The sequence below is a fragment of the Burkholderia cepacia genome (assembly GCF_001039005.1).
GTDB lineage: Bacteria > Pseudomonadota > Gammaproteobacteria > Burkholderiales > Burkholderiaceae > Burkholderia > Burkholderia theae.
Map to the genome: position 1 here is coordinate 439,511 of NZ_LDWR01000011.1, position 18,834 is coordinate 458,344.

At 68.0% G+C, this 18,834-nt stretch carries 16 protein-coding genes; 1 reads left to right on the forward strand and 15 read right to left on the reverse strand.

Going from position 1 to position 18,834, the window contains the following annotated elements; all coding sequences use genetic code 11:
- Positions 1-14: 14 nt before the first annotated feature.
- On the reverse strand, positions 15-713 hold the full coding sequence (locus VL15_RS07015; protein ID WP_048244282.1) for a pirin family protein: 699 nt from the start codon (positions 711-713) through the stop codon (positions 15-17).
- Between the two features lie 180 nt (positions 714-893).
- On the opposite strand from VL15_RS07015, the gene VL15_RS07020 reads away from it, so the two are divergent.
- Positions 894-1,811 (forward strand): LysR substrate-binding domain-containing protein, encoded by a 918-nt coding sequence (locus VL15_RS07020; protein WP_048244284.1) that lies wholly within the window; start codon positions 894-896, stop codon positions 1,809-1,811.
- A 52-nt stretch (positions 1,812-1,863) separates the two neighbouring features.
- Here VL15_RS07020 and VL15_RS07025 read toward each other — a convergent pair whose 3' ends face one another.
- From VL15_RS07025 to VL15_RS07090, 14 genes are all read right to left on the reverse strand, one after another.
- Positions 1,864-2,844, reverse strand: coding sequence for an NADPH:quinone oxidoreductase family protein (locus VL15_RS07025; RefSeq protein ID WP_048244286.1), 981 nt, complete (start codon positions 2,842-2,844; stop codon positions 1,864-1,866).
- A gap of 148 nt (positions 2,845-2,992) precedes the next feature.
- Entirely contained in the window at positions 2,993-4,819 is a 1,827-nt protein-coding gene (locus tag VL15_RS07030) for an acyl-CoA dehydrogenase (protein WP_048244288.1), read from the reverse strand.
- 339 nt (positions 4,820-5,158) lie between these two features.
- Complete coding sequence (locus tag VL15_RS07035; protein ID WP_048244290.1) at positions 5,159-5,908, reverse strand: winged helix-turn-helix domain-containing protein; 750 nt, start codon at positions 5,906-5,908, stop codon at positions 5,159-5,161.
- A 111-nt stretch (positions 5,909-6,019) separates the two neighbouring features.
- Entirely contained in the window at positions 6,020-6,757 is a 738-nt protein-coding gene (locus tag VL15_RS07040) for a TenA family transcriptional regulator (protein ID WP_048244292.1), read from the reverse strand.
- 19 nt (positions 6,758-6,776) lie between these two features.
- Positions 6,777-9,176: a putative bifunctional diguanylate cyclase/phosphodiesterase gene (locus tag VL15_RS07045; protein ID WP_048244294.1), complete on the reverse strand. Its 2,400-nt coding sequence runs from the start codon at positions 9,174-9,176 to the stop codon at positions 6,777-6,779.
- Between the two features lie 168 nt (positions 9,177-9,344).
- The gene (locus VL15_RS07050) at positions 9,345-10,121 is read right to left on the reverse strand and encodes a Crp/Fnr family transcriptional regulator (protein WP_048244296.1); all 777 of its coding nucleotides are present in this window, start codon (positions 10,119-10,121) and stop codon (positions 9,345-9,347) included.
- A 431-nt stretch (positions 10,122-10,552) separates the two neighbouring features.
- Positions 10,553-11,569, reverse strand: a complete 1,017-nt coding sequence (locus VL15_RS07055; protein WP_048244298.1) for a lipase secretion chaperone — start codon at positions 11,567-11,569, stop codon at positions 10,553-10,555.
- 3 nt (positions 11,570-11,572) lie between these two features.
- Positions 11,573-12,670, reverse strand: coding sequence for an esterase/lipase family protein (locus VL15_RS07060; protein WP_419188654.1), 1,098 nt, complete (start codon positions 12,668-12,670; stop codon positions 11,573-11,575).
- Positions 12,671-12,737: 67 nt separating this feature from the next.
- Positions 12,738-13,154 carry a DUF4345 domain-containing protein gene (locus VL15_RS07065; RefSeq protein WP_048244300.1) on the reverse strand — a complete coding sequence of 139 codons (417 nt, stop codon included), beginning with the start codon at positions 13,152-13,154 and terminating at the stop codon, positions 12,738-12,740.
- A gap of 16 nt (positions 13,155-13,170) precedes the next feature.
- Positions 13,171-14,496 (reverse strand): hypothetical protein, encoded by a 1,326-nt coding sequence (locus tag VL15_RS07070; protein ID WP_048244302.1) that lies wholly within the window; start codon positions 14,494-14,496, stop codon positions 13,171-13,173.
- Positions 14,493-15,272: an outer membrane lipoprotein-sorting protein gene (locus VL15_RS07075; RefSeq protein WP_048244303.1), complete on the reverse strand. Its 780-nt coding sequence runs from the start codon at positions 15,270-15,272 to the stop codon at positions 14,493-14,495. The genes VL15_RS07070 and VL15_RS07075 overlap by 4 nt, the downstream gene beginning before the upstream one ends.
- Positions 15,273-15,321: 49 nt before the next feature.
- Positions 15,322-16,731 carry an ABC transporter permease gene (locus VL15_RS07080; RefSeq protein WP_048244305.1) on the reverse strand — a complete coding sequence of 470 codons (1,410 nt, stop codon included), beginning with the start codon at positions 16,729-16,731 and terminating at the stop codon, positions 15,322-15,324.
- Entirely contained in the window at positions 16,728-17,444 is a 717-nt protein-coding gene (locus VL15_RS07085) for an ABC transporter ATP-binding protein (RefSeq protein WP_048244307.1), read from the reverse strand. Before VL15_RS07085 ends, VL15_RS07080 begins: the two co-directional genes overlap by 4 nt.
- A complete protein-coding gene (locus tag VL15_RS07090; RefSeq protein ID WP_048244309.1) occupies positions 17,441-18,832 on the reverse strand; it encodes a flavin-containing monooxygenase in 1,392 nt (463 codons plus the stop codon). Before VL15_RS07090 ends, VL15_RS07085 begins: the two co-directional genes overlap by 4 nt.
- Between the last annotated feature and the right edge of the window lie 2 nt (positions 18,833-18,834).

Sequence of the window (18,834 nt, forward strand, 5' to 3'; positions counted from 1 at the left end):
GGAAATAAAGGCACTCAGCCGGCGTCCACCATCACCAGCTCGGAATCTTCGACCGCGACAATCTCGAGCGCGGCCTCGTTCGTGATCGCGACGCCATCCAGCGGCCCCACGCGTTCTCCGTTCACTTCGATGCGCCCCGAAGCCGCGACGAGATACGCGCGGCGCGATGCGCCCAATCCTTGCCGGACCTGCTCGCCTGCCTTCAGCGTCGCGCCGAGCACCCGTGCATCGGCACGGATCGGCAGCGCGCCGTCGTCGCCGGCGAAGCCGCTCGCCAGCACGACGAAACGTCCGGACCGGTCGCCTTTCGGAAACTGCTTCGTGTCCCACCCGGGCGCCCCGCCGTTCGTGCGCGGCAGCAACCAGATCTGATAGAGCTTGAGCGGCATGTCGCCCCGGTTGAACTCGGCATGACGGATGCCCGTTCCCGCACTCATGACCTGCACGTTGCCCGCGCTGATCGTTCCTTCGGATCCCAAAGTGTCGCGATGGCCGAGCACGCCTTGCCGCACGTACGTGATGATTTCCACGTCGCGGTGCCCGTGCATCGGGAACCCGCTGCCGACGGCGATCTCGTCGTCGTTCCAGACGATCAGCGGGCCCAGCGGCGCGTGCTCCGGCGTGCCCTCGGCCGTGACCGCGAAATGGTATTTCGCACGCAGCCAGCCATGGTTCGCCGCATCCAGTGATGCCCAGCGTCGATGAGTCAGCATGTCCGCCTCCTGTTTCCTGCTGCCCGAACGACGGGCGGTTGCCTGGCGGTGCCTCACCGGAATCTGCGAAGCACCGAACGTTGGACGAATGCTAAATTCGCAAAGATCGCTCGCATATCTCCTGAATCGCAACGTATCATTGCTCCCAGTAGAACGATCTCATCGAACGGAGCCGTTGCCATGAACCCCATCGCCGACCTGAACGATCTGCGGCTCTTTGCGGAAGTGGTGGAACACGGGAGCTTCACGGCCGCCGCCCGCAGCCTCGGCGCGCAAACCTCGAAGCTCAGCCGGCGCATTCGCGCGCTCGAGGAGGAGCTCGGCGTGCGCCTGCTCAATCGCACGAGCCGCAGCCTGTCGCTGACGGAAACCGGGCGGCAGTTCCATCAGCATTGCGTCGCGCTGGTCGCGGAATCGAAGGCCGCGAAGGACATCGTGGATCGCACGCGGACGCAGCCGCAGGGCACCGTGCGCATCAGTTGCGCTGTCGGGCTGCTGAGTTCCGGTGTCGCGGAGATTCTGGCGCGCTACATCGAGAACAATCCGCAGGTTCAGGTGCTGCTCGATGCGACCAACCGGCGCGTGGATGTGGTCGAGGAAGGCCTGGATTTCGCGATCCGGGTCCGGGTTCCGCCGCTGGAGAACACCGATCTCGCGGTTCGGCAACTGGGGCTGTCGTTCCGGATTCTCGTCGCCAGCCCGGCACTGGCCGCACGTTTTCCGGCACCCGAGTCGATCGACAGCCTGAAGGACTGGCCGACGGTTTCAACGGCCAGTAGCGGCGACAAGTACGTGTGGAGCCTGGCCGACGCCGACGGTCGGGCCATCTCTTTCGCGCATCGGCCGCGACTGGCCACCGACGATCTGGGGAGTCTGCGGCTTGCGGCGCTCGGCGGCATCGGCGTCGCCGAATTGCCGCGCGAACTGGTGAGCGCCGACCTTCAGGCCGGCCGGCTGCTCCACCTGCTGCCCGCGCTGTCGGCGCCGACGGCGCTCGTCCACGCGATCTTCCCGACGCGCCGCGGCATGGTGCCCGCCGTTCGACATCTGCTCGACGCACTCGTCGCGGGCTTCGAGGAACTGAACCGGATCGCGTAGCGGCCGCCGGCACGGCCGCACACGCAGCGCGATGACGCGCGCCGGGACCGGATCATGCGTCCGGCAGGATCACCACCTTGCCCTTCACCTGCCGGTTCGCGATCCGCGCGATCGCGTCGGCCGCGCCGGCCAGCGACACGCGCTCGGTGATCGCGGGCCGTACCTTGCCGGCCGCGAACCATTCGGCGAGCAGACGCATGTTCGCGACATGCTGCGCGGGATCGCGGCGCACCGCGTCGCCCCAGAACACGCCGAGTATGTCGCGCTCCTTGAGCAGCGCCAGATTCAGCGCGATCTTCGGGATCTCGCCGGCCGCGAAGCCGACCACGAGGAACCGGCCGTGCCACGCGGTCGCGCGCAAGGCGGCCTCGCTGTAGGCGCCGCCCACCGGATCGTAGACGACATCGGCACCGCGCCCGCCGGTCAGTTCGTCCACGCGGCGGCGCAGGTCTTCGGTCGCATAGTCGATCGTCTCGTCCGCGCCCGCTTCGCGGCACAGCGCCAGCTTGTCGGCGCTCGATGCCGCCGCGATCACGCGCGCGCCGAGCGCCTTCGCGATCTCGATCGCGGCGAGCCCGACCCCGCCCGCCGCGCCGAGCACGAGCAGCGTCTCGCCCTGTTGCAGGCGCGCGCGCTGCTGCAGGGCGTGCAGCGATGTGCCGTAGGCGAGCACGAGCGCCGCGCCCTGCTCGAACGTCATGCCCGGCGGCAGCGCGGCGATCTGGTGCACGTCGGCCACGCACTGTTCCGCGAACCCGCCGTGCCCGGTGAACGCGACCACGGAATCGCCGGGCCGCCATTTGGCGACGCCTTCACCGACCGCATCGATCACGCCGGCAAACTCCGCGCCCGGCGAGAACGGCAGCGCCGGCTTCACCTGATACAACCCCTGGACGATCAGCGCGTCGGGGAAATTGAGCGACGCCGCCTTGACCTGAATCCGGACCTGGCCCACGGCCGGTTCCGGAATCGCCACGTCCTCGATACGCAGGCGGTCGATCGGGCCGAATGCGGTACACAACAGGGCTTTCATGCTCTTCTCTCTCCTTGCGCGGCGTGGCCGCGGATCGGTTCAGCCTGCGGGACACGCCCGCACGGCCGGGTCACGACGAATACGCGGTGGCCGGCAGGATCGGCAACCGCCACATCGTCAGCATTCCGGAATATCGGCGCGGCGACGGTCAGAACCACGCGTCGCGCATGTCGAGCGTCGTCGTGTCGACGCTCGACAGCAGATCGAGTTGCGCATCCACCTTCGGCAATTCCCAGCGGAAGAAGTAACGGGCCGCCGCACGCTTGCCGTCGTGGAAATCGCCGTCATGCCCGTGCGCGGCGAGCGTCACGTCGAGCCACAGCCACGCGACGACGAGATGGCCGAACGCTTCCAGATAAACGCTCGCGTTCGCGAGCCGCTGTTGCGGATCGCCGATCGCGCCCAGCTGTCGCGTGACGTCGCACAGCCGCGCCCAGCGCTGCGCCAGCGCATCGGCCTGCTCGCGCATGTCGGCATCCAGCGCCCGTGCGCGTTCGACGGTCGCGCCGATCCGCGCGTCGAGCGCGCGCAGCAATGCACCGTCGTCCTGCGCGACCTTGCGGCCCAGCAGGTCGAGCGCCTGAATACCGTGCGTGCCTTCGTGAATCGGATTGAGGCGATTGTCGCGATAGAGCCGCTCGACCGCGTAGTCGCGCGTGTAGCCGTAGCCGCCGTGCACCTGGATCGCGAGGTCGTTCGCGGCGAGACACCACTGCGACGGCCAGCTTTTCGCGATCGGCGTCAGGATGTCGAGCAGGCGCGCAGCGTTGGCGCGCACCTGTTCGTCGTCGTGCGCGCGCCCCTCGTCGACCAGCTTCGAGCAGTACAGGATCAGCGCGAGGCCGCCTTCGACATAGGCCTTCTGCGCGAGCAGCATCCGCCGCACGTCAGGATGCGCGACGATCGGCGCCTGCGGCGCGGCCGCGTCCTTGCCGGCCGGGCCGAGCGGACGCCCCTGCGGCCGGTTGCGTGCGTAGTCGAGCGCGTGCAGATAACCGGTGTAGCCGAGCGCCACCGCGCCCGCGCCGACACCGATGCGCGCCTCGTTCATCATGTGAAACATGTACGCCAGGCCGTGGTTCGGCTGACCGACCAGGTAGCCGATGGCGCCCGCACGCCCTTCCGGACGATAACGCGTGCCTTCGCCGAAGTTCAGCAGGCAGTTGGTCGTGCCGCGATAACCCATCTTGTGGTTCAACCCGGCAAGCACGACGTCGTTGTGCTCGCCGCGCGCGCCGTCATCGGCCGGCAGGTACTTGGGCACGATGAACAGCGAGATACCGCGCGTGCCGGTGGGCAGCCGGCCGTGTTCGTCGGGAATCTTCGCGAGCACGAGGTGAACGATGTTCTCCGCCAGTTCGTGCTCGCCGCCGGAAATCCACATCTTGTTGCCGGTCAGCCGGTAGCGCGGGCCGAGCGGCGAGTCGCCGTCGAAATCCGCGCGCGTCGTGATGTCGGACAGCGACGAGCCGGCTTGCGGTTCGGACAGGCACATCGTGCCGAGGAAGCGCCCGTCCAGTTCCGGGCGCGCGAACGCATCGATCTGCGCGGGACTGCCGTGCGCGACGAGCAGGTTCGCATTGGCGACGGTCAGGAACGGATAAGCGGCGGTCGCGATGTTCGCGGCCTGGAAGTACAGGAACGACGCGGCTTCGACCAGCTTCGGCAAGCGCATGCCGCCGAGCGTTTCATCGTGGCCCGCGGCGATCAGGCCGGCGTCCGCGAAAGCCCGCACGGCCGGTTCGACTTCCGGAATCAGCGTCACGCGCTCGCCGTCGAAATGCGGCTCCTCGCGGTCGCCGCGCGCGGCATGCGGCGCGAACAGGTCTTCGGCGATCCGCTCGCTGGTGTCGAGCACCGCATCGAAGGTCTCGCGACTGTGCTCCGCGTAGCGCGGCAGCGCGACGAGCGCTTCGGCGTCGAGCCAGTCGTACAACAGGAACGCGAGATCGCGTCGCGACATCAACAGGCTCATCGTGCCGCCCTCCGGGTGGCCCGCGTCGGCGACGGCCGCTCATGCGCCCGCCGGTCGATCCGCCTGCGCTCGATCGATGCATGCTCCATCACGTCTGCCTCCTGTCGGGCGGCGCTCCAGGCGCGCCCATGGGCTCCGGTTGCCGGGGCCGGATGAATCGGTCGGTGACTGCAAGTGCTGGCGGAAATTTAGCACGGTCGTTCTATAACGACAATGCCCGGGTGCGCGCCGGCGAACCGCGACGACGGCGGCACGCACAAGCCCGCTCATCCGGATTCATGCCGGCGCCTGGCGATCGGGAAGCGGCGCGCGGCGATCCCCTGCGCCCGGTCGATCCGCTCAGGCGGGTTGCGGCGGGGGTGTGTCGTCGTCCGCCAACGTGCCGAGCGGCACGAACATGTAGCCTTCCCCGCGCACGGTCCGGATGTAGCGATAATCGCCGACCGGCTGCTCGATCAGGTTGCGCAGCCGGAAGATCAGCACGTCGAGCCCGCGCTCGGAGCGTCCCGCCGCCTTCAGCCCCAGCAGCGCGAGGATCTCCGTGCGCGACAGCACGCGCATCGGCTGCGAGATGAACAGCTCGAGCAGCGCGAATTCGCTGACGCGCAGCCCGAGATCGCGCCCCGCGCGGGTCGCGCGCCGGCTCGCGAAATTCACCTCGATGTCGCCGAACGCATAGGGTTCCGCGATTCCGGGCTCGCGCGGCGGCCCGGACCCGTTCGGCGCATAACGGCGCATCGCGCTGCGCACGCGTGCGACGAGCTCCATCGGCTCGAACGGCTCGACGACGTAGTCGTCCGCGCCGATCTCGAGCGCGACGACCTTGTCGGCCACGCCCGCGCAACGGCTGAGCACGATCACGGGCATGTCGTGGCCGGCGCGCCGCAGCGCGCCGAGCGCCATATAGGCCGCCGTTGTCGGCCGTTCGACGCGCAGCACGATCAGCGTCGGCGGCGCCGCCGCCACGCGCGCCGTCAGCATCGACACGTCCTCCAGCACCGACGTGTCGATCTGGCAGTCGCGCAGGAATACGCCGATCATGTCGCGCAGCCGCGCGTCGGGCTCTACAACAAGAACTTGGGTGGCCATGGAAAATCGCCCAACACGACAGCCTGGACCGCGAATCCGGGCATCACGCCGGTCAGCCGGCCGACCGGAACGGCCGGCATGCACGAACCGGCGACAGCGCGGTGCCGACGACTACACATGCATGCAGCAATCGAGACTCGTCAGGAAATAGCTCAGGCTCTTGCGGATCGACGTCTCGACGTCCCGCACGTCGCGGGCCGCGGGCGACTGGCCGAGCAGCGTCGCGACGATGTCGAGCGCTTCCCACGGATGCCGGTCGTCGTAGTCGGCATGCAGCTTCAGCCAGCGCATCGCGCGATGCCGCACCGCCGGATCGAACTGCTCTTCGTACGGCGACGCGCACAGGATCGCGCTCCATTCGCCCGTTACGCCTTCGATCGCATAGTTGGTCGCGGCGATGCTCGGCGCCAGCGCATCGGCGCTGCCGCTCTTCCAGCACCAGTGGCTCAGCGCGAACCCGGCCAGCGGCGCGTCGCCGCACAGCATCATGTCGACGGTCACGCCCGATTCGACGGCCCAGTTGGCCCAGTGATCGACGTGATTCTGCTCGACGCGGATATTGCGGATCAGATAGCGCCTGGCCTTCTCGTCGCCGCGCGACCGATACGCGGCCGTCTTCACCAGGTTCATCGCCATGTACTCGGGAAACTGGCTGACCACCGCCCAGCCGGTCACGAAGAACGCGCGCAACTGCGGCGCGCGCAGGGTTCCGCCGCTCATGGCCGCGAATACCGGATGCGACCGGATACGCGCCTTCAGTTCGTCGGTCGCGCCGACCACGTCGCGCAGCCAGGCCGGATAGCTGGCCAGATCCGTCAGGTCGCCGGTCAGTTCAAATGGAGCACTCATGCGTTCATTCCTCGTTGTTTCAATGGAATCCCCCTTCCTGCCACGGCGCGGGGCGGCCGAAGTAATAGCCCTGGCAATAGTCGACGCCGAGCGCGCGAAGCATCTCGGCCGTCGTCGTATCCTCGACGTGCTCCGCCACGGTGCGGTACTGCATCACGTGCGCGATGTCGTTGATCGCGCATGCGATGCCGCGCTTGATGCTGTCGGACGTCATGTCCGACACGAGGCCGCCGTCGATCTTCAGGTAGTCGATCGGCAACTGGCGCAGATACGAAAACGACGACATGCCGGCGCCGAAATCGTCCAGCGCGAACCGGCAGCCGAGGTCGCGCAGCTCGCACATGAAGCGCGATGCGACCTCCAGGTTCCGAACCGCGCTCGTCTCCGTGATTTCGAAGCACAGCAGCGACGGATCGAGCCCCGACGCGGACAGCTCGGCGATCACGAACTCGACGAAGCGTTCGTCGGTGATCGACATCGCCGACAGGTTCACGTTGTATTCGACGTAGTGACGCCGTTCGAGCCGCGCGAGGCGCTGGATGACGGTGCGCACGACCCAGCGGTCGATCATCGTCATGTGGCCGTAGCGTTCGGCGGCCGGCAGGAATACCGGCGAGATCAGCTTGCCGTCGGCATCCGGAATGCGCAGCAGGATCTCCGCGCGCTCCTGTGCGCCGAGCGCGGCCTGGATCGGCACGATTCGTTGCGCGTACAACTTGAATGAATTCGTTTCGAGCGCCGTCTTCACGCGGCGGCTCCATTGCTTGTGGTACGCCTGGCGGCTCGAATTCATGTCGCGCGAATCCGCGACGTGCACGCGGTTGCGGCCGCGATCCTTCGCCACATAGCATGCGATGTCGGCCATCTGCATGGCCTTCTCGACACTCTCGGGGCGGCATGCGAGATCCAGCACGCCGATGCTGACGCTGATCTTGAACGGTTCACCTTCCCAGAAGAACGTGAAGTCGTCGAGGCTCGCGCGGATCCGCTCCGCCTTGCCGCCGTCCGGCGCGACGTTTCGGCTGCCTGGCAGCAGGATGCCGAACTCGTCGCCGCCCAGCCGGCCGAACACGTCGTCGTCGTCGAGACAGCGCCGGAACACCGCCGTCGCGTCGCGCAGCAGCGCGTCGCCGGCCGCGTGCCCGCATACGTCGTTGACTTCCTTGAAGCCGTCCAGATCGAGTACCAGCAGCATCCCGCCGGCCCGCTCCACCAGCACTTCGCCCACGCGCAGCTCGAACGCCGTCCGGTTGATCAGCCCGGTCAGCGCGTCATGCGACGCCTGCCAGGTCAGCTTCTCGATCAACTGGTATTCGTGCGTCATGTCGCGCAGGATCAGCACGTAGCCGACGCAGCGGCCCGCGGCGTTGTCCATCTTCGACAGCGACGCGCGAACGGCCACTGCGGAGCCGCATACGCGAATCAGGTCGAGATCGCGGGTGAACGTGTGGTCGCCGCTGTTGCTCAGCGACGCGAGCAGCTTGATCGACATCCCGGTCGACGTGTCGATCAGGTCCAGCACATCGTTGATCGGCTTGCCGACGCACAGATCCGCAGACGATCCGAGCAACTGCTCGGCCGCCGGGTTGACCGTTTCGATGCTGCGCGCGAGGCCGATCGTGACGATCGCGTCGGCAACCGAGCGAAGCGCGGCTTCCGCGAATGCCTGGCTCCGGTCGAGTTCGGTCTGCATCGACCGCTGCTGGCGTTGCGCGCGGCTCGCCCATCGCACCGACAGCAGGATGATCAGCAGCGACGCCGCGATGTACGACAGGATCAGCTGGATGACGGCCGAGCGGAACTCGGCGCTCAGCTCGTCGGAAAAGCGCTTCGGCAGTGGTTCGATGCGCGAATTGATGTCCCAGATCGAGCGATTCAGACGACTCGTGCGCCGGATGTCGCCCGCATGCACCGATTCGCGCAGTGCGTCCGCGGCCTGGCGCAGATCGACCAGCTGCCGGTCCGCGTCTTCCCAGTACTGCAACGCGGCGTTCAGGCGCGCGAAGCTGCTCAGGATCGGATAGAACCACACCACCGCCGCCGCATCGACGGGATTGATGCCGGCCTCGATCATCGCCCGGCGCGCCACCCCGTGATCCGCCGGCACGCCGACCATCGCCCGGCGCGCGATGCCGAGGAATACGAGGGTCCGGTCGACCGCAAGGTAATCGCCGAACAGCTTTTCGTCGCTGGTCTCGCCATAGCGGCTCAGCAGGATGATCTCGTCCTTCTGCGCCTTCGACCAGCTGCTTTCGCCACCGACATACACGCGCAGCGACATGATCACGATCAGGCTGACGGCGACGAACCCGGCCAGCGCCACGATCACGACGACGATCGGCAGGATGCCCAGCGCCGGACTCCATGGCCACACGTGAAACGAACTGCGCTGACTCGGGAGCTTCGAAATGTTTTCCATACCTGATGACTGCTTTTCTGATTGTTCTCGACGTCTCTGGCCTGGCGCACGCCAGGACTTCCGGCGTTCAGGCATCTCCCATTCCGCACGCTCGCGACGTGCCGCCTTTCATGCAATCGCGGCACAAGAAGCCGTTGCCGGCCGCGCCCTCCCGCGCGGCGCGACGGACTAGGTCGTCCGCACGCGGCGCGGCGGCGATTCACCGGCCTCGATACCGGAATCGACCGTGAGGATGCGGCACGTTTCGTCCCGGATGACCCGATGACAGTCGCATCCCTGCCGTTCGAGATTCGCCAGGTCCGTCAGCACGATGGCACCGCGGTGCTGATGGATCAGACCGAGCTCGTGAAGCTGCCGCGTGGCATCGGTGACAGTCTCGCGCCGCACGCCCAGCATCTGGCCCAGCATGCCGTGCGTGACCGGGATTTCGATGCTGCGCGATCGCTCGTACGCGATCAGCAGCCACCGGCCCAGTTGATGGCGCATCAGGTGGTGGCGGCTGCAGAACATCACTTGCGACGCCTGGGCAAGAATCAGCTGCATGCGCACGAACACCTGCTTCCGGATGGCCGCCGATGCGTCGCACGCGTCGTCGAACCGGCGCGCATGCAGCCGATACGCGAACCCGCCGCAATAGACGACGGCGCGTCGCTGCATCGCACTGCCGATGACGTCGTCGCATACGACGCCTTCGCGACCGATTTCCGTTACGCCGAGCGTCGTCTTGCCGCCCGCCGTGTATTGCAGGGAAATGCCGGCCGTCACGGGAAAATAGACGGCCTCCAGATTCTCGCCGGCATCGCACAGCACCTGCCCGGTCTTGAGATTCGAAAGCTGCAAATGGGGTGCCAATTCCGAACGACTTATTCCGTCAAGCGCGGACAGGAAATGATTGGCACCAAGTGCATGCGGCAACTCGATGACGTTGTTTGCCTGATGTGTCACGGCGCACCTCGTACGTTGTATTCCTGCCCTCGGCCACCGAACCTTCATGCCATTTTTCACCGGACCGGTTTGACGGTTTTTCCGTTTTCTTCCCGGTGACATTGAGCAAAAAGGTATCACGCAGGCCAACCGTCCGCGACATTCCAATTTCGTTACATGAAGTAATTTGACATTTCAATCCGGCACCCGAATGTCCTTGCATTGTCAATCAAGGATTAGTCATTTAATTAACTATCGCATAAATAGGATTGCTAAATAAATAAGTTCGAATGTCTTGTGAATAGCAATTCTTCGAAATTCAATAAAATCAATCACTGAAAATAATTCCAGAATCGACGCAATGCGGGATAAGTGACATATCCAACACTTCCCTGGCGACGGGTGTGGCAGGCAGGAAATGCACGCACCGGAGCCGGGCGCGATGTCGCGCGCTAGTGCGCCGATGCCGCCGCGCTGCCGGCGTCGAGCGACGCAGCCCTCAGGGCGTCCGCCGGGTCCGGGAAGTCGCGTTGCCGCAATTGCGCGATCTGCGCATCGCGCGCGTCGGGCGCAAGCCGCTGCGCGTCGAGCCGTTCGCGTTCGGCCGCGTAGTCGCGATAGCGCGCCAGCCACGCGTCGTCGTCCTGCTGCATTCGCACGACGCGAGCGGTGACGTCGGCGCCGAGCTGTGCCCGCAACGCATCGGGCGTCGCGCGCTGCCCTTCGAGCCGCGCGACCGTCGCAATCTCGTCGTGCTGCCGCGCCAGCCGCTCGCGTGCGTCGCGCATGCCGGGCGGCAGCGACAGGTCGAGTGCGGCGAGGCGTTCGCGCTTCTGTGCATCGGTGAGCGTCGGATCGCGCGCGATCCTGATCCGCTCGAGGTCGTCGCGCTGCCGCTGGCGTTCCGCGCCGAAGAAAGGCGTGCTCCAGTCGCCGAGCCATCGGCTCGCGAGCGCCTCGCGCCGTGCGAACTCGCCCGCGATCCCGTCCGGATCGATGCGCCCGCCGGGCGGTGCGGCATCCGGCGGTGCGGCGAACGCGGCGAGGCACGCGCGATAGCGCGGCCATACGTCGAGCGCTTCGCGCCGTGCCTGCGCGCCGACCGGTTGCGCGGCGATCTCGCGCGCAACCAGCGCATCGAGCTCGGCAGCCGTCAGGTCGTGCTGCGCCAGCAAGAAGTAATCGAAGAATTCCCGCACCGCGCGCACTTTCGCCAAGTGCCCGTCGGGGCCGACCGGCAGGCGCGGCGCGCGCGAACCCGCCAGCGACGCGGGCAGCACGACGGCGGATGCCGCAAGCGCAGGCCGTGGCGCCGCCGCACCGGGCGACGCGGCATCGACGGCCCGCGCAGCGCCGGCGGCCTCGGGCGCCTGCGTCGGCCTGCCGAGCGCATGCCACACGGCCGCGACCGCGATCATGCCGGTGGCGCCGTACAGCACGGCGCGCGACAACGTCGTCCGGACCTCCATCGCTCAGACGCCCTGCAGTTTCAGCCGGTTCGCATGCACGCGGAGCGCGGCGACCGGGTCTTCCGCAAACGCGCCGCGAATGCCGAGCAGCTGGTTGATCGCGTCGAAGTGATTCCAGTGGTAGCGCGTCGAGATCACCGTGCCGAACCGCGAACTGCAAGTCGACGTGAAGCCGTCGTTCGGGCCCGCGCCGGCGAGTGCCATGATGTTGCCGGCCGTCAGGAACACGAGCGTCGACGGATCCAGCACGTTCGCCGGATCGATGACCGGAATCACGCTGGTATCGACGGCGCCCGTCACGATGCCGAGCAGCGACACGGGCTGGTACGCGGCCCCGCTCCACGAATACAGCAGGTGCACGTTCCCGCCGATCGTCTCGGCCGGCGCGCCGGTGCCGCACGCGCCGGCGCCGAGCCCCGGACTCGGGAACAACCGGTTGAACTGCACGGCATAGGTCGTGTCGAGCGCGTTGAGCGCGGCGATCGCGTCCTGGTTCGTGTTGTGCGTATCGCTGGTCAGGATGCCGATGATGTTCAGCAGCGTGCCGAACACCGGCGTCGACAGGCCGGTCGGGTCGAGCTTCAGCGCACCCAGCACGAAGTCGGCGAACTGCGAGCCGCGGTGCGGCGTCGCGATCGTCGTGACCGATGCGACGAGCGCGGGCGCGACCGAAGCCACATAACGCGATGTCAGCCCGCCCTGGCTGTGTCCGATCAGGTTCACCTTGGCCGCGCCCGTGACGGCGAGCACCTGCTTCACATAAGCCAGCAACTGCTCGCCGCGCCCGTTCGGGCCGAGGTCGCTCTGGAAACCGGACAGGTCGGCGACGTAGACCGTCGCTCCGTGCCGCTGAAGGTCGGCCTGGATGCCGTACCAGTAAGGCAGCACACCGAAATAGTCGTCCGTTCCGGTCAGGCCGTGAACGAGGATGATCGGATAGCGGGTCGCCGCGTAGTCGTCGACCGCGGTGGCGGCCGACGTCTGCGCGCCGGCTTGCGGCGCGAGCAACCCGATACAGGCCAGCAACGCGACGCGGGCGACGAACCGCATGCACGCGCGCGGCACGCGCCGTGCCATCGCCGCGCGTAACACGCTCGACAGGAAGGCCGCCGCGGTGCGCCGTGCGGCGGCATCGGCACGGCGGCGCGGCGCAATGCGCGGATCGATATCATGCATTCGCGCTCTCCCAGGCCGCATGCGCCGCCACCCGCCGCTGCCACATGATGAACAGCGGCGCACCGACGACTTCGAGCACCGTGAAGCCGACGAACGGCGGCCACGGCAGCCCGAGCGTCGCGAGCGAAATCAGCCGCCCGACGCCGCCGAGGAAGATCATCGTCCACAGCGTCGCGAACAGCCGCCCCTGACGCTCGATCCGCGGAATCACCGAAAACGCAGCGAGCCCGACACCGAGCCAGACGCCCGCGTAGAAACGCAGGTTGCCGTCCAGCGTCGCGTCGGCCGGCAGCGCGATGCCGAGCGAGGCATAAAGCGGATCGCCGATGCCCATCATGCCGAGCACCCCGGTGATCGACGGGACCAGCGCAAGCACGGCGGTCGCCGCCTGAAGCGCGCGTTTGCTCATTCGAACTCTCCTTGCATCATCGATAAAAAATACCCAGCACCTGAACACTCGTCGACTCCGGCATCGCACCGAAGCGGCTCCACGACGGCCCGCCCTGATGCAGCCATTGCAGCGCGACGTCGAACCGGTCGAAGCGCCGCCGCAGCTCGACCCAGTATTGCCGGCCGCCGCCGAGATCGGCCTGCATGAAGCCCGACAGGTCGAGGCGGCGCACGCCGACATTGCGCCATGCTGCCATCACGAACAGTCCGTGGCGGGTTTGCAACTCCTGCGCGGCGATCGACGTCTGCACCGCGCTGCCCCATGCATACGGGTTCGCACGCTGCAACGACCGCCACTGCGCCGCGTCCGCGCCGCCGCCGTTGCTCTGGAATTCCGCGGTGAGCGACAGGTCGACCGGCAGCGTCCACGTCGCCCCCACCGACGAGCTGGTGCGGAACGCACGATCGTCGGCCGCGCCGGTGGCACGCGCGATCAGTGAGCGCCGGTAGCCGCCCGCCCATTCGAGATACGCGACCACCGAGTTGCCGAGCAGCACGCTCAGATTCTGGCCGAACTGCGGCGCCTGCCCGCTTTCGCCGTAGACGATCCATTGCGGCTGGATCGCCGCGCTCAGCCGCTGGCTCGCGACGAGCATCCAGCGGTCGACGCCGTTGGTCCGCTGCAGGTCGGACGACGCGGCCGGGTCGCCCGGCAGGCCGCGGCGCTCGAGACGCGGCGACAGCAGCGCCGTGAGCGAACCCGTGTCCCACACCTGCTGCGCGCGCAGCCCGACCGTGCCGAGCCGATTCGTGTGCCGGCTGTCCGGATCGGGCGGCACGTCGAGGCTCACCGCGCCCGCGCGGAAAAAGTCGGTCGGGTTGTAGCCGATCGCCGCGCCGAGCCGCTCGTTCACGCGCCCCGCGTCGACCACGAACGCGGGCGACGCGCGCCAGCTCACATAAGCCTCCTTCACGAGCGTCACGTCGCGCGACGACGTGCTCGACGTCCCGAGCGGATCGAAGCGGTCGAAGCGGTCGAAGCGCATCGAGAAGTGCGCGGCGAACGACGGCGTCAGCCACTGACCGTACTCGAATTCGATCGAAAGCTGATTGCGGCCGGCGTCCCCGCCGTCGCGATAGCGGCTCGTGCGCAGCGCGTCCTGCACGCCGAGTTTCCACGGCTTCGCGGTGTCGGGCGGCGTCGCGGCCGGCCGGTCGGCGAGATCGAGCGCCGCGGCGTCGGCCGTGTCCACGCCGGTCGCATCCACGCCGCCCGCGCCATCCGCATCCGCCGCGCGCACGAGCACCGGCAGGAGCGCGAACGCGAGCACGGCGATCCGGCATCGGCGCCGCGCCGTCATTGCGCCTGGAAGCGGGACAGATAGTCGCGCTGCAGCCATGCGTCGGGAATGTCGCGCCACGCGTAGTCGGAGAAGCGCATGACCGTGACCCAGTTGCTGTCGAGCCCGTCGATGATGACGGTTTCGGTCGGCCGCTCGACGCCGAGCTGCATCGTGTAGCGGCGATAGAACGCGGTCTTCAGCAGTCGGTCGCTTTCCGAATAGAAGCGCGCCTTCAACGGCCGGTTGTTCGCCGCGTCGATCCAGATCTCGATTCGGCGGTAAGTGAGCCCGTCGCCGTGTCCGGCAAGCGCGAGCCGGTACGCGCGGCGCATCTGCCGGTCGCCGTCGGCGATGTCCTCGACGCCCTTCATCTCGGCCGTGTAGTCGTGCGCGAGATTGATCGTCACGACGTCGCCGTTCGCGGCCTGTCCGAGCAGCCGCTGATCCGGCGAGATCCGCACGCTCGCCTGGTTCGCCGGATCGTAGAACCACAGGTCGTTGCCGTTCTTCAGCATCAGCTTGCCCGTGTCGCGCGCCGGCGCGACGAAGCGCACCAGCGTGCGGAACGCGCCGCCGGGCGCGTCGGGCTTCGAATAGATCGACAGCGTATTGCCGTCGACCTGCTTGCCGGACCGGTACTCGATCAACGTCGCGGTCAGCACGAACGATTTCTCCGGCGTGCGGATCGCGTCGCTCGCCGCGAGCACCTTCTGCGGATCGGGTGCCGGCTGCGCATGCGCGACGCCGGCGAGGAACGAAAGACTCAGACAGCATGAAACGAACAGGCGACGCACGAACGCTCTCCCGAAAGTGGATTGGATCAAAACGGCGGCACACGCGGCTTCACACATGCCGCAGCGCGTCGACGATCGACAGCCGCGCCGCATGGCGCGACGGCAACCATGCCGACAGCCCGGCGACGCACGCGAGCCCGACGAACGTGACGGCAATGGTTCGCCACTCGCCCCACACGCGCACCGTCAGCGCGACGGCGTCGATCCGCGCGGGCGGCGTCCAGGCCAACCCGCTGTGATTGACGGCCGCGGCAATCGCGAGCGCGACCAGCACACCGAGCGACGCGCCGGCCACGCCGAGCAGCGCGCCCTCGCAGACGAATAGCGCCTGGATGCCGCCGCGGCGCATGCCCATCGAGCGCAGCGTGCCGATCTCGACCGTGCGCTCGATGATCGCGGTGCTCATCGTGTTGCTGATCACGAACAGCACGATCGCGCTGATCAGCACGAACACGAACCCGAAGATCACCGAGAACATCCGGTTGGTCTGGTCGTAGAACGGGTTCAGCGTCGCGAAATCGACCACGTCGAGCGGCTGGCCGTCGAAGCCGCCGTGCAGCAACTGTTCGATGCGCGCGCGCGCCGCGGGCAGGTCGGCCGTGCGCGCGAGCTGGATCTCGATCGCGGTCGCGCGCGGCGCACCGCCGCCGTACACGAGCCGCTGCGCCTGTGCCAGACGCACCGCGAGATAGACGTCGTCGAGTTCCTTCACGCCCTGCTGCTCGGCTTTCACGACCGAGAAGCGGCCGACGTTCGGCGCGCCCCCCGCGCTCGCGGTCAGCACCTCGATGTGCGTTGCGCCGTCATCGGCCGGCTGCGTGCCGGCCTCGCCCTGGGCGAGCGCCAGCACGTCGGGCGGCGCGTTCGCGGCCGGCCCGTCCGCCGCCGGCTCGGCCGGGCCCGGCGGCGCGTCGCGGCAATCCGGCACGCGCAGCGACCCGCACAGATGCAGCACGCGCGCGACGCCGAGGCCGACCATCGCCGCGTCGTCGGCGGTGCCGCGCAATGCGAACGTGCGCGGCCGCAGCGGGAAGCCGTACGCGTTCCACTGCTGCATCCGGTACTGGTCGTCCGGAATCGCGCCGAACCCCATCACGGTGCGCGACACGCCGGCCGCGAAATTGCCGGCGATCCCGCCGAACTGCAGCGTCGGCGTGACGACCTCCAGCAGCGCCGCGAGCTGCGGGTCGCGCCGCAGTTTCTGGATCAGCGCCGGATAATCGCGGATTCCGTACGCGGCCGGGTCGCCCGTGCCGTACAGGAAATAGCCCTGCCGCTGGATCTGCAGGTGGCCGCTGCGCTGCACGAAATCGGTCTGCAGCCCGAGCGTGATGTCGCGGCTGAAGCCGCCGAACAGCAGGATCGCGCTGACGCCGACGATCATCGCGAGTAGTGTCGTGAGCGAGCGCCGGCGGTTTCGCTGCAGGTTGCGCAGCGCGAGCATCAGCGTATGGGTCATCGGCACATCTCCTGCGTCGCCGCGCCGTCGCCGGCCCGTTCGTGGCCGACGATGCGGCCGTCGAGAATCCGGATCACCTCGTCGGCCACGCTCACCACCTGCGGATCGTGCGACGACACGATGAACGACACGTCGCGCTCGCGCCGGATCGTGCGCATCAATTCGATGATCGCGTGCCCGGTCGCGCTGTCGAGGTTCGCGGTGGGCTCGTCCGCGAGGACCATCGCCGGCTCGGCCGCCAGCGCGCGCGCGATCGCGACACGCTGCCGCTGGCCGCCCGACAGCTGGCTCGGCCGGTGCCGCGCCTTGTCCGCCAGCCCGACCGCGTCGAGCAGGTCGCGCACCCGCGCCGCGCGCCGCACGGGCGCCCAGCCCGCCATCAGCAGCGGATATTCGACGTTCTCGTGCGCGGACAGCACCGGCAGCAGGTTGAACGTCTGGAACACATGGCCGACATGGCGCGCGCGAAAATCGGACAGCGCGTCGTCGGACAGCGCCGCCGTGTCGTGACCGGCGATCGTCACGCGCCCGCTGTCGGGGCGGTCGATGCAGCCGATCATGTTCAGCAGCGTCGTCTTGCCGCTGCCCGACGGGCCGCTCAGCACGGTGAAGCGGCCCGCGTCGAGCGTCGCCGACACGTCGGCGAGACCGGTCACGCGCACGCTGTCGAGCAGGTAGGTCTTCGACAGGTTCTCGACGTTGACGAGGCTCACGATGTGCCTCCCGCGTGCGCGGCGCGCACGGGCGCCGGCTGCGATGCGTCCGCGCCCGCCGCCGCGGCGCCGGACACGGCCGGCAGCGTGCGGATCAGTCGCCGCAATTGCAGCCGGTACGCGAAATGCTCGACCTCGATCACGTGCCGCGACGTGCGATGGAACGCGATGCCGCCGCTCCAGTCCGAGCGTCCACGCCGGATCAGCCGGTCGATGCGCGCGGCCTTGCGCGGCGCCGCGTCGCGTGCATGCAGATAGCGTGCGAGCAGTTGCGCCTGATAATCCATCAGCGGCCAGTTGCCGGTCGATGTCTGGAACAGCCCGACGAAGAACAGGTCGCGATGCTGCGCGTCGAACATGTTCAGGTACAGCGACGGTTGCGGCTTGCGCCATTGCAGATGCGCCTGATCGATGAACGGAAAGCTCGGCCGGTAGCCGGTCGCGTACACGATCACGTCGACCGCCTCCTCGCTGCCGTCGACGAACGCGACGCGGTCGCCTTTCAGTTCGCGCACGTCCGGCCGCGCGTCGAGGTCGCCATGGCCGAGGTGATAGAACAGCGTCGAGTTGATGATGAAATGCGATTCGAACAGCTTGTGGTCGGGCTTGCGCAGCCCGTAGTCTTCCGGCTGCCCGGCCGTGGTCAGGCGCAGCAGACGCTCGCCGAAAAAGCGTCGCGCCCACAGCGGCATGCGCAGCCGCAGCGGCCATTCGGCCCACTGGTCCGCCGGTATCCCGAACAGGAATTTCGGCCAGTAGTAGTAGCCGCGCCGCGTGCTGTGGAACACCGCGCGCGCGTGATGGGACGCCTCCACCGCAATGTCGCAGCCCGAATTGCCGGCGCCGACCACGAGCACGCGCTTGTCGCGGAAGATGTCCGGCGTGCGGTATTGCGACGAATGGAGTTGCAGCCCGTCGAAGCGGCCGGGATAGTCCGGCAGTTGCGGATGCGACAGGTGCCCGTTGCAGACAATCACGCCGCGATAGGTCCGCACTTCGCCGCGATCCAGTTCGACCCGCCACTGCGTGCTGCCGGGCACCGGCGCGACCTCGAGCACCGAGCGACCGAACTCGATCCGGTCGTACACGCCGAAGCGGCGCGCGTAGGCGCGCAGATACGCGAGCGCCTGGTCGCCGCGCGCGTACGTCGGATAGTCGTCGGGAATCGGAAAGTCGGGGTACTCGGAAAACCGCTTCGAGCTGATCATGTGGATCGAGCGATAGACCGCGCCGCTCGGCCGGCCGTAGTACCAGTTGCCGCCGACGTCGTCCTCGCGCTCGATCACGTCGCAGCCGATGCCGGCCGCCAGCAGGTTCTTCGCCGCGGTGATGCCCGCCGCACCCGCGCCGATGATGCAGTACCGCGCGCCGTCGTTGCGCTCAGTCATGG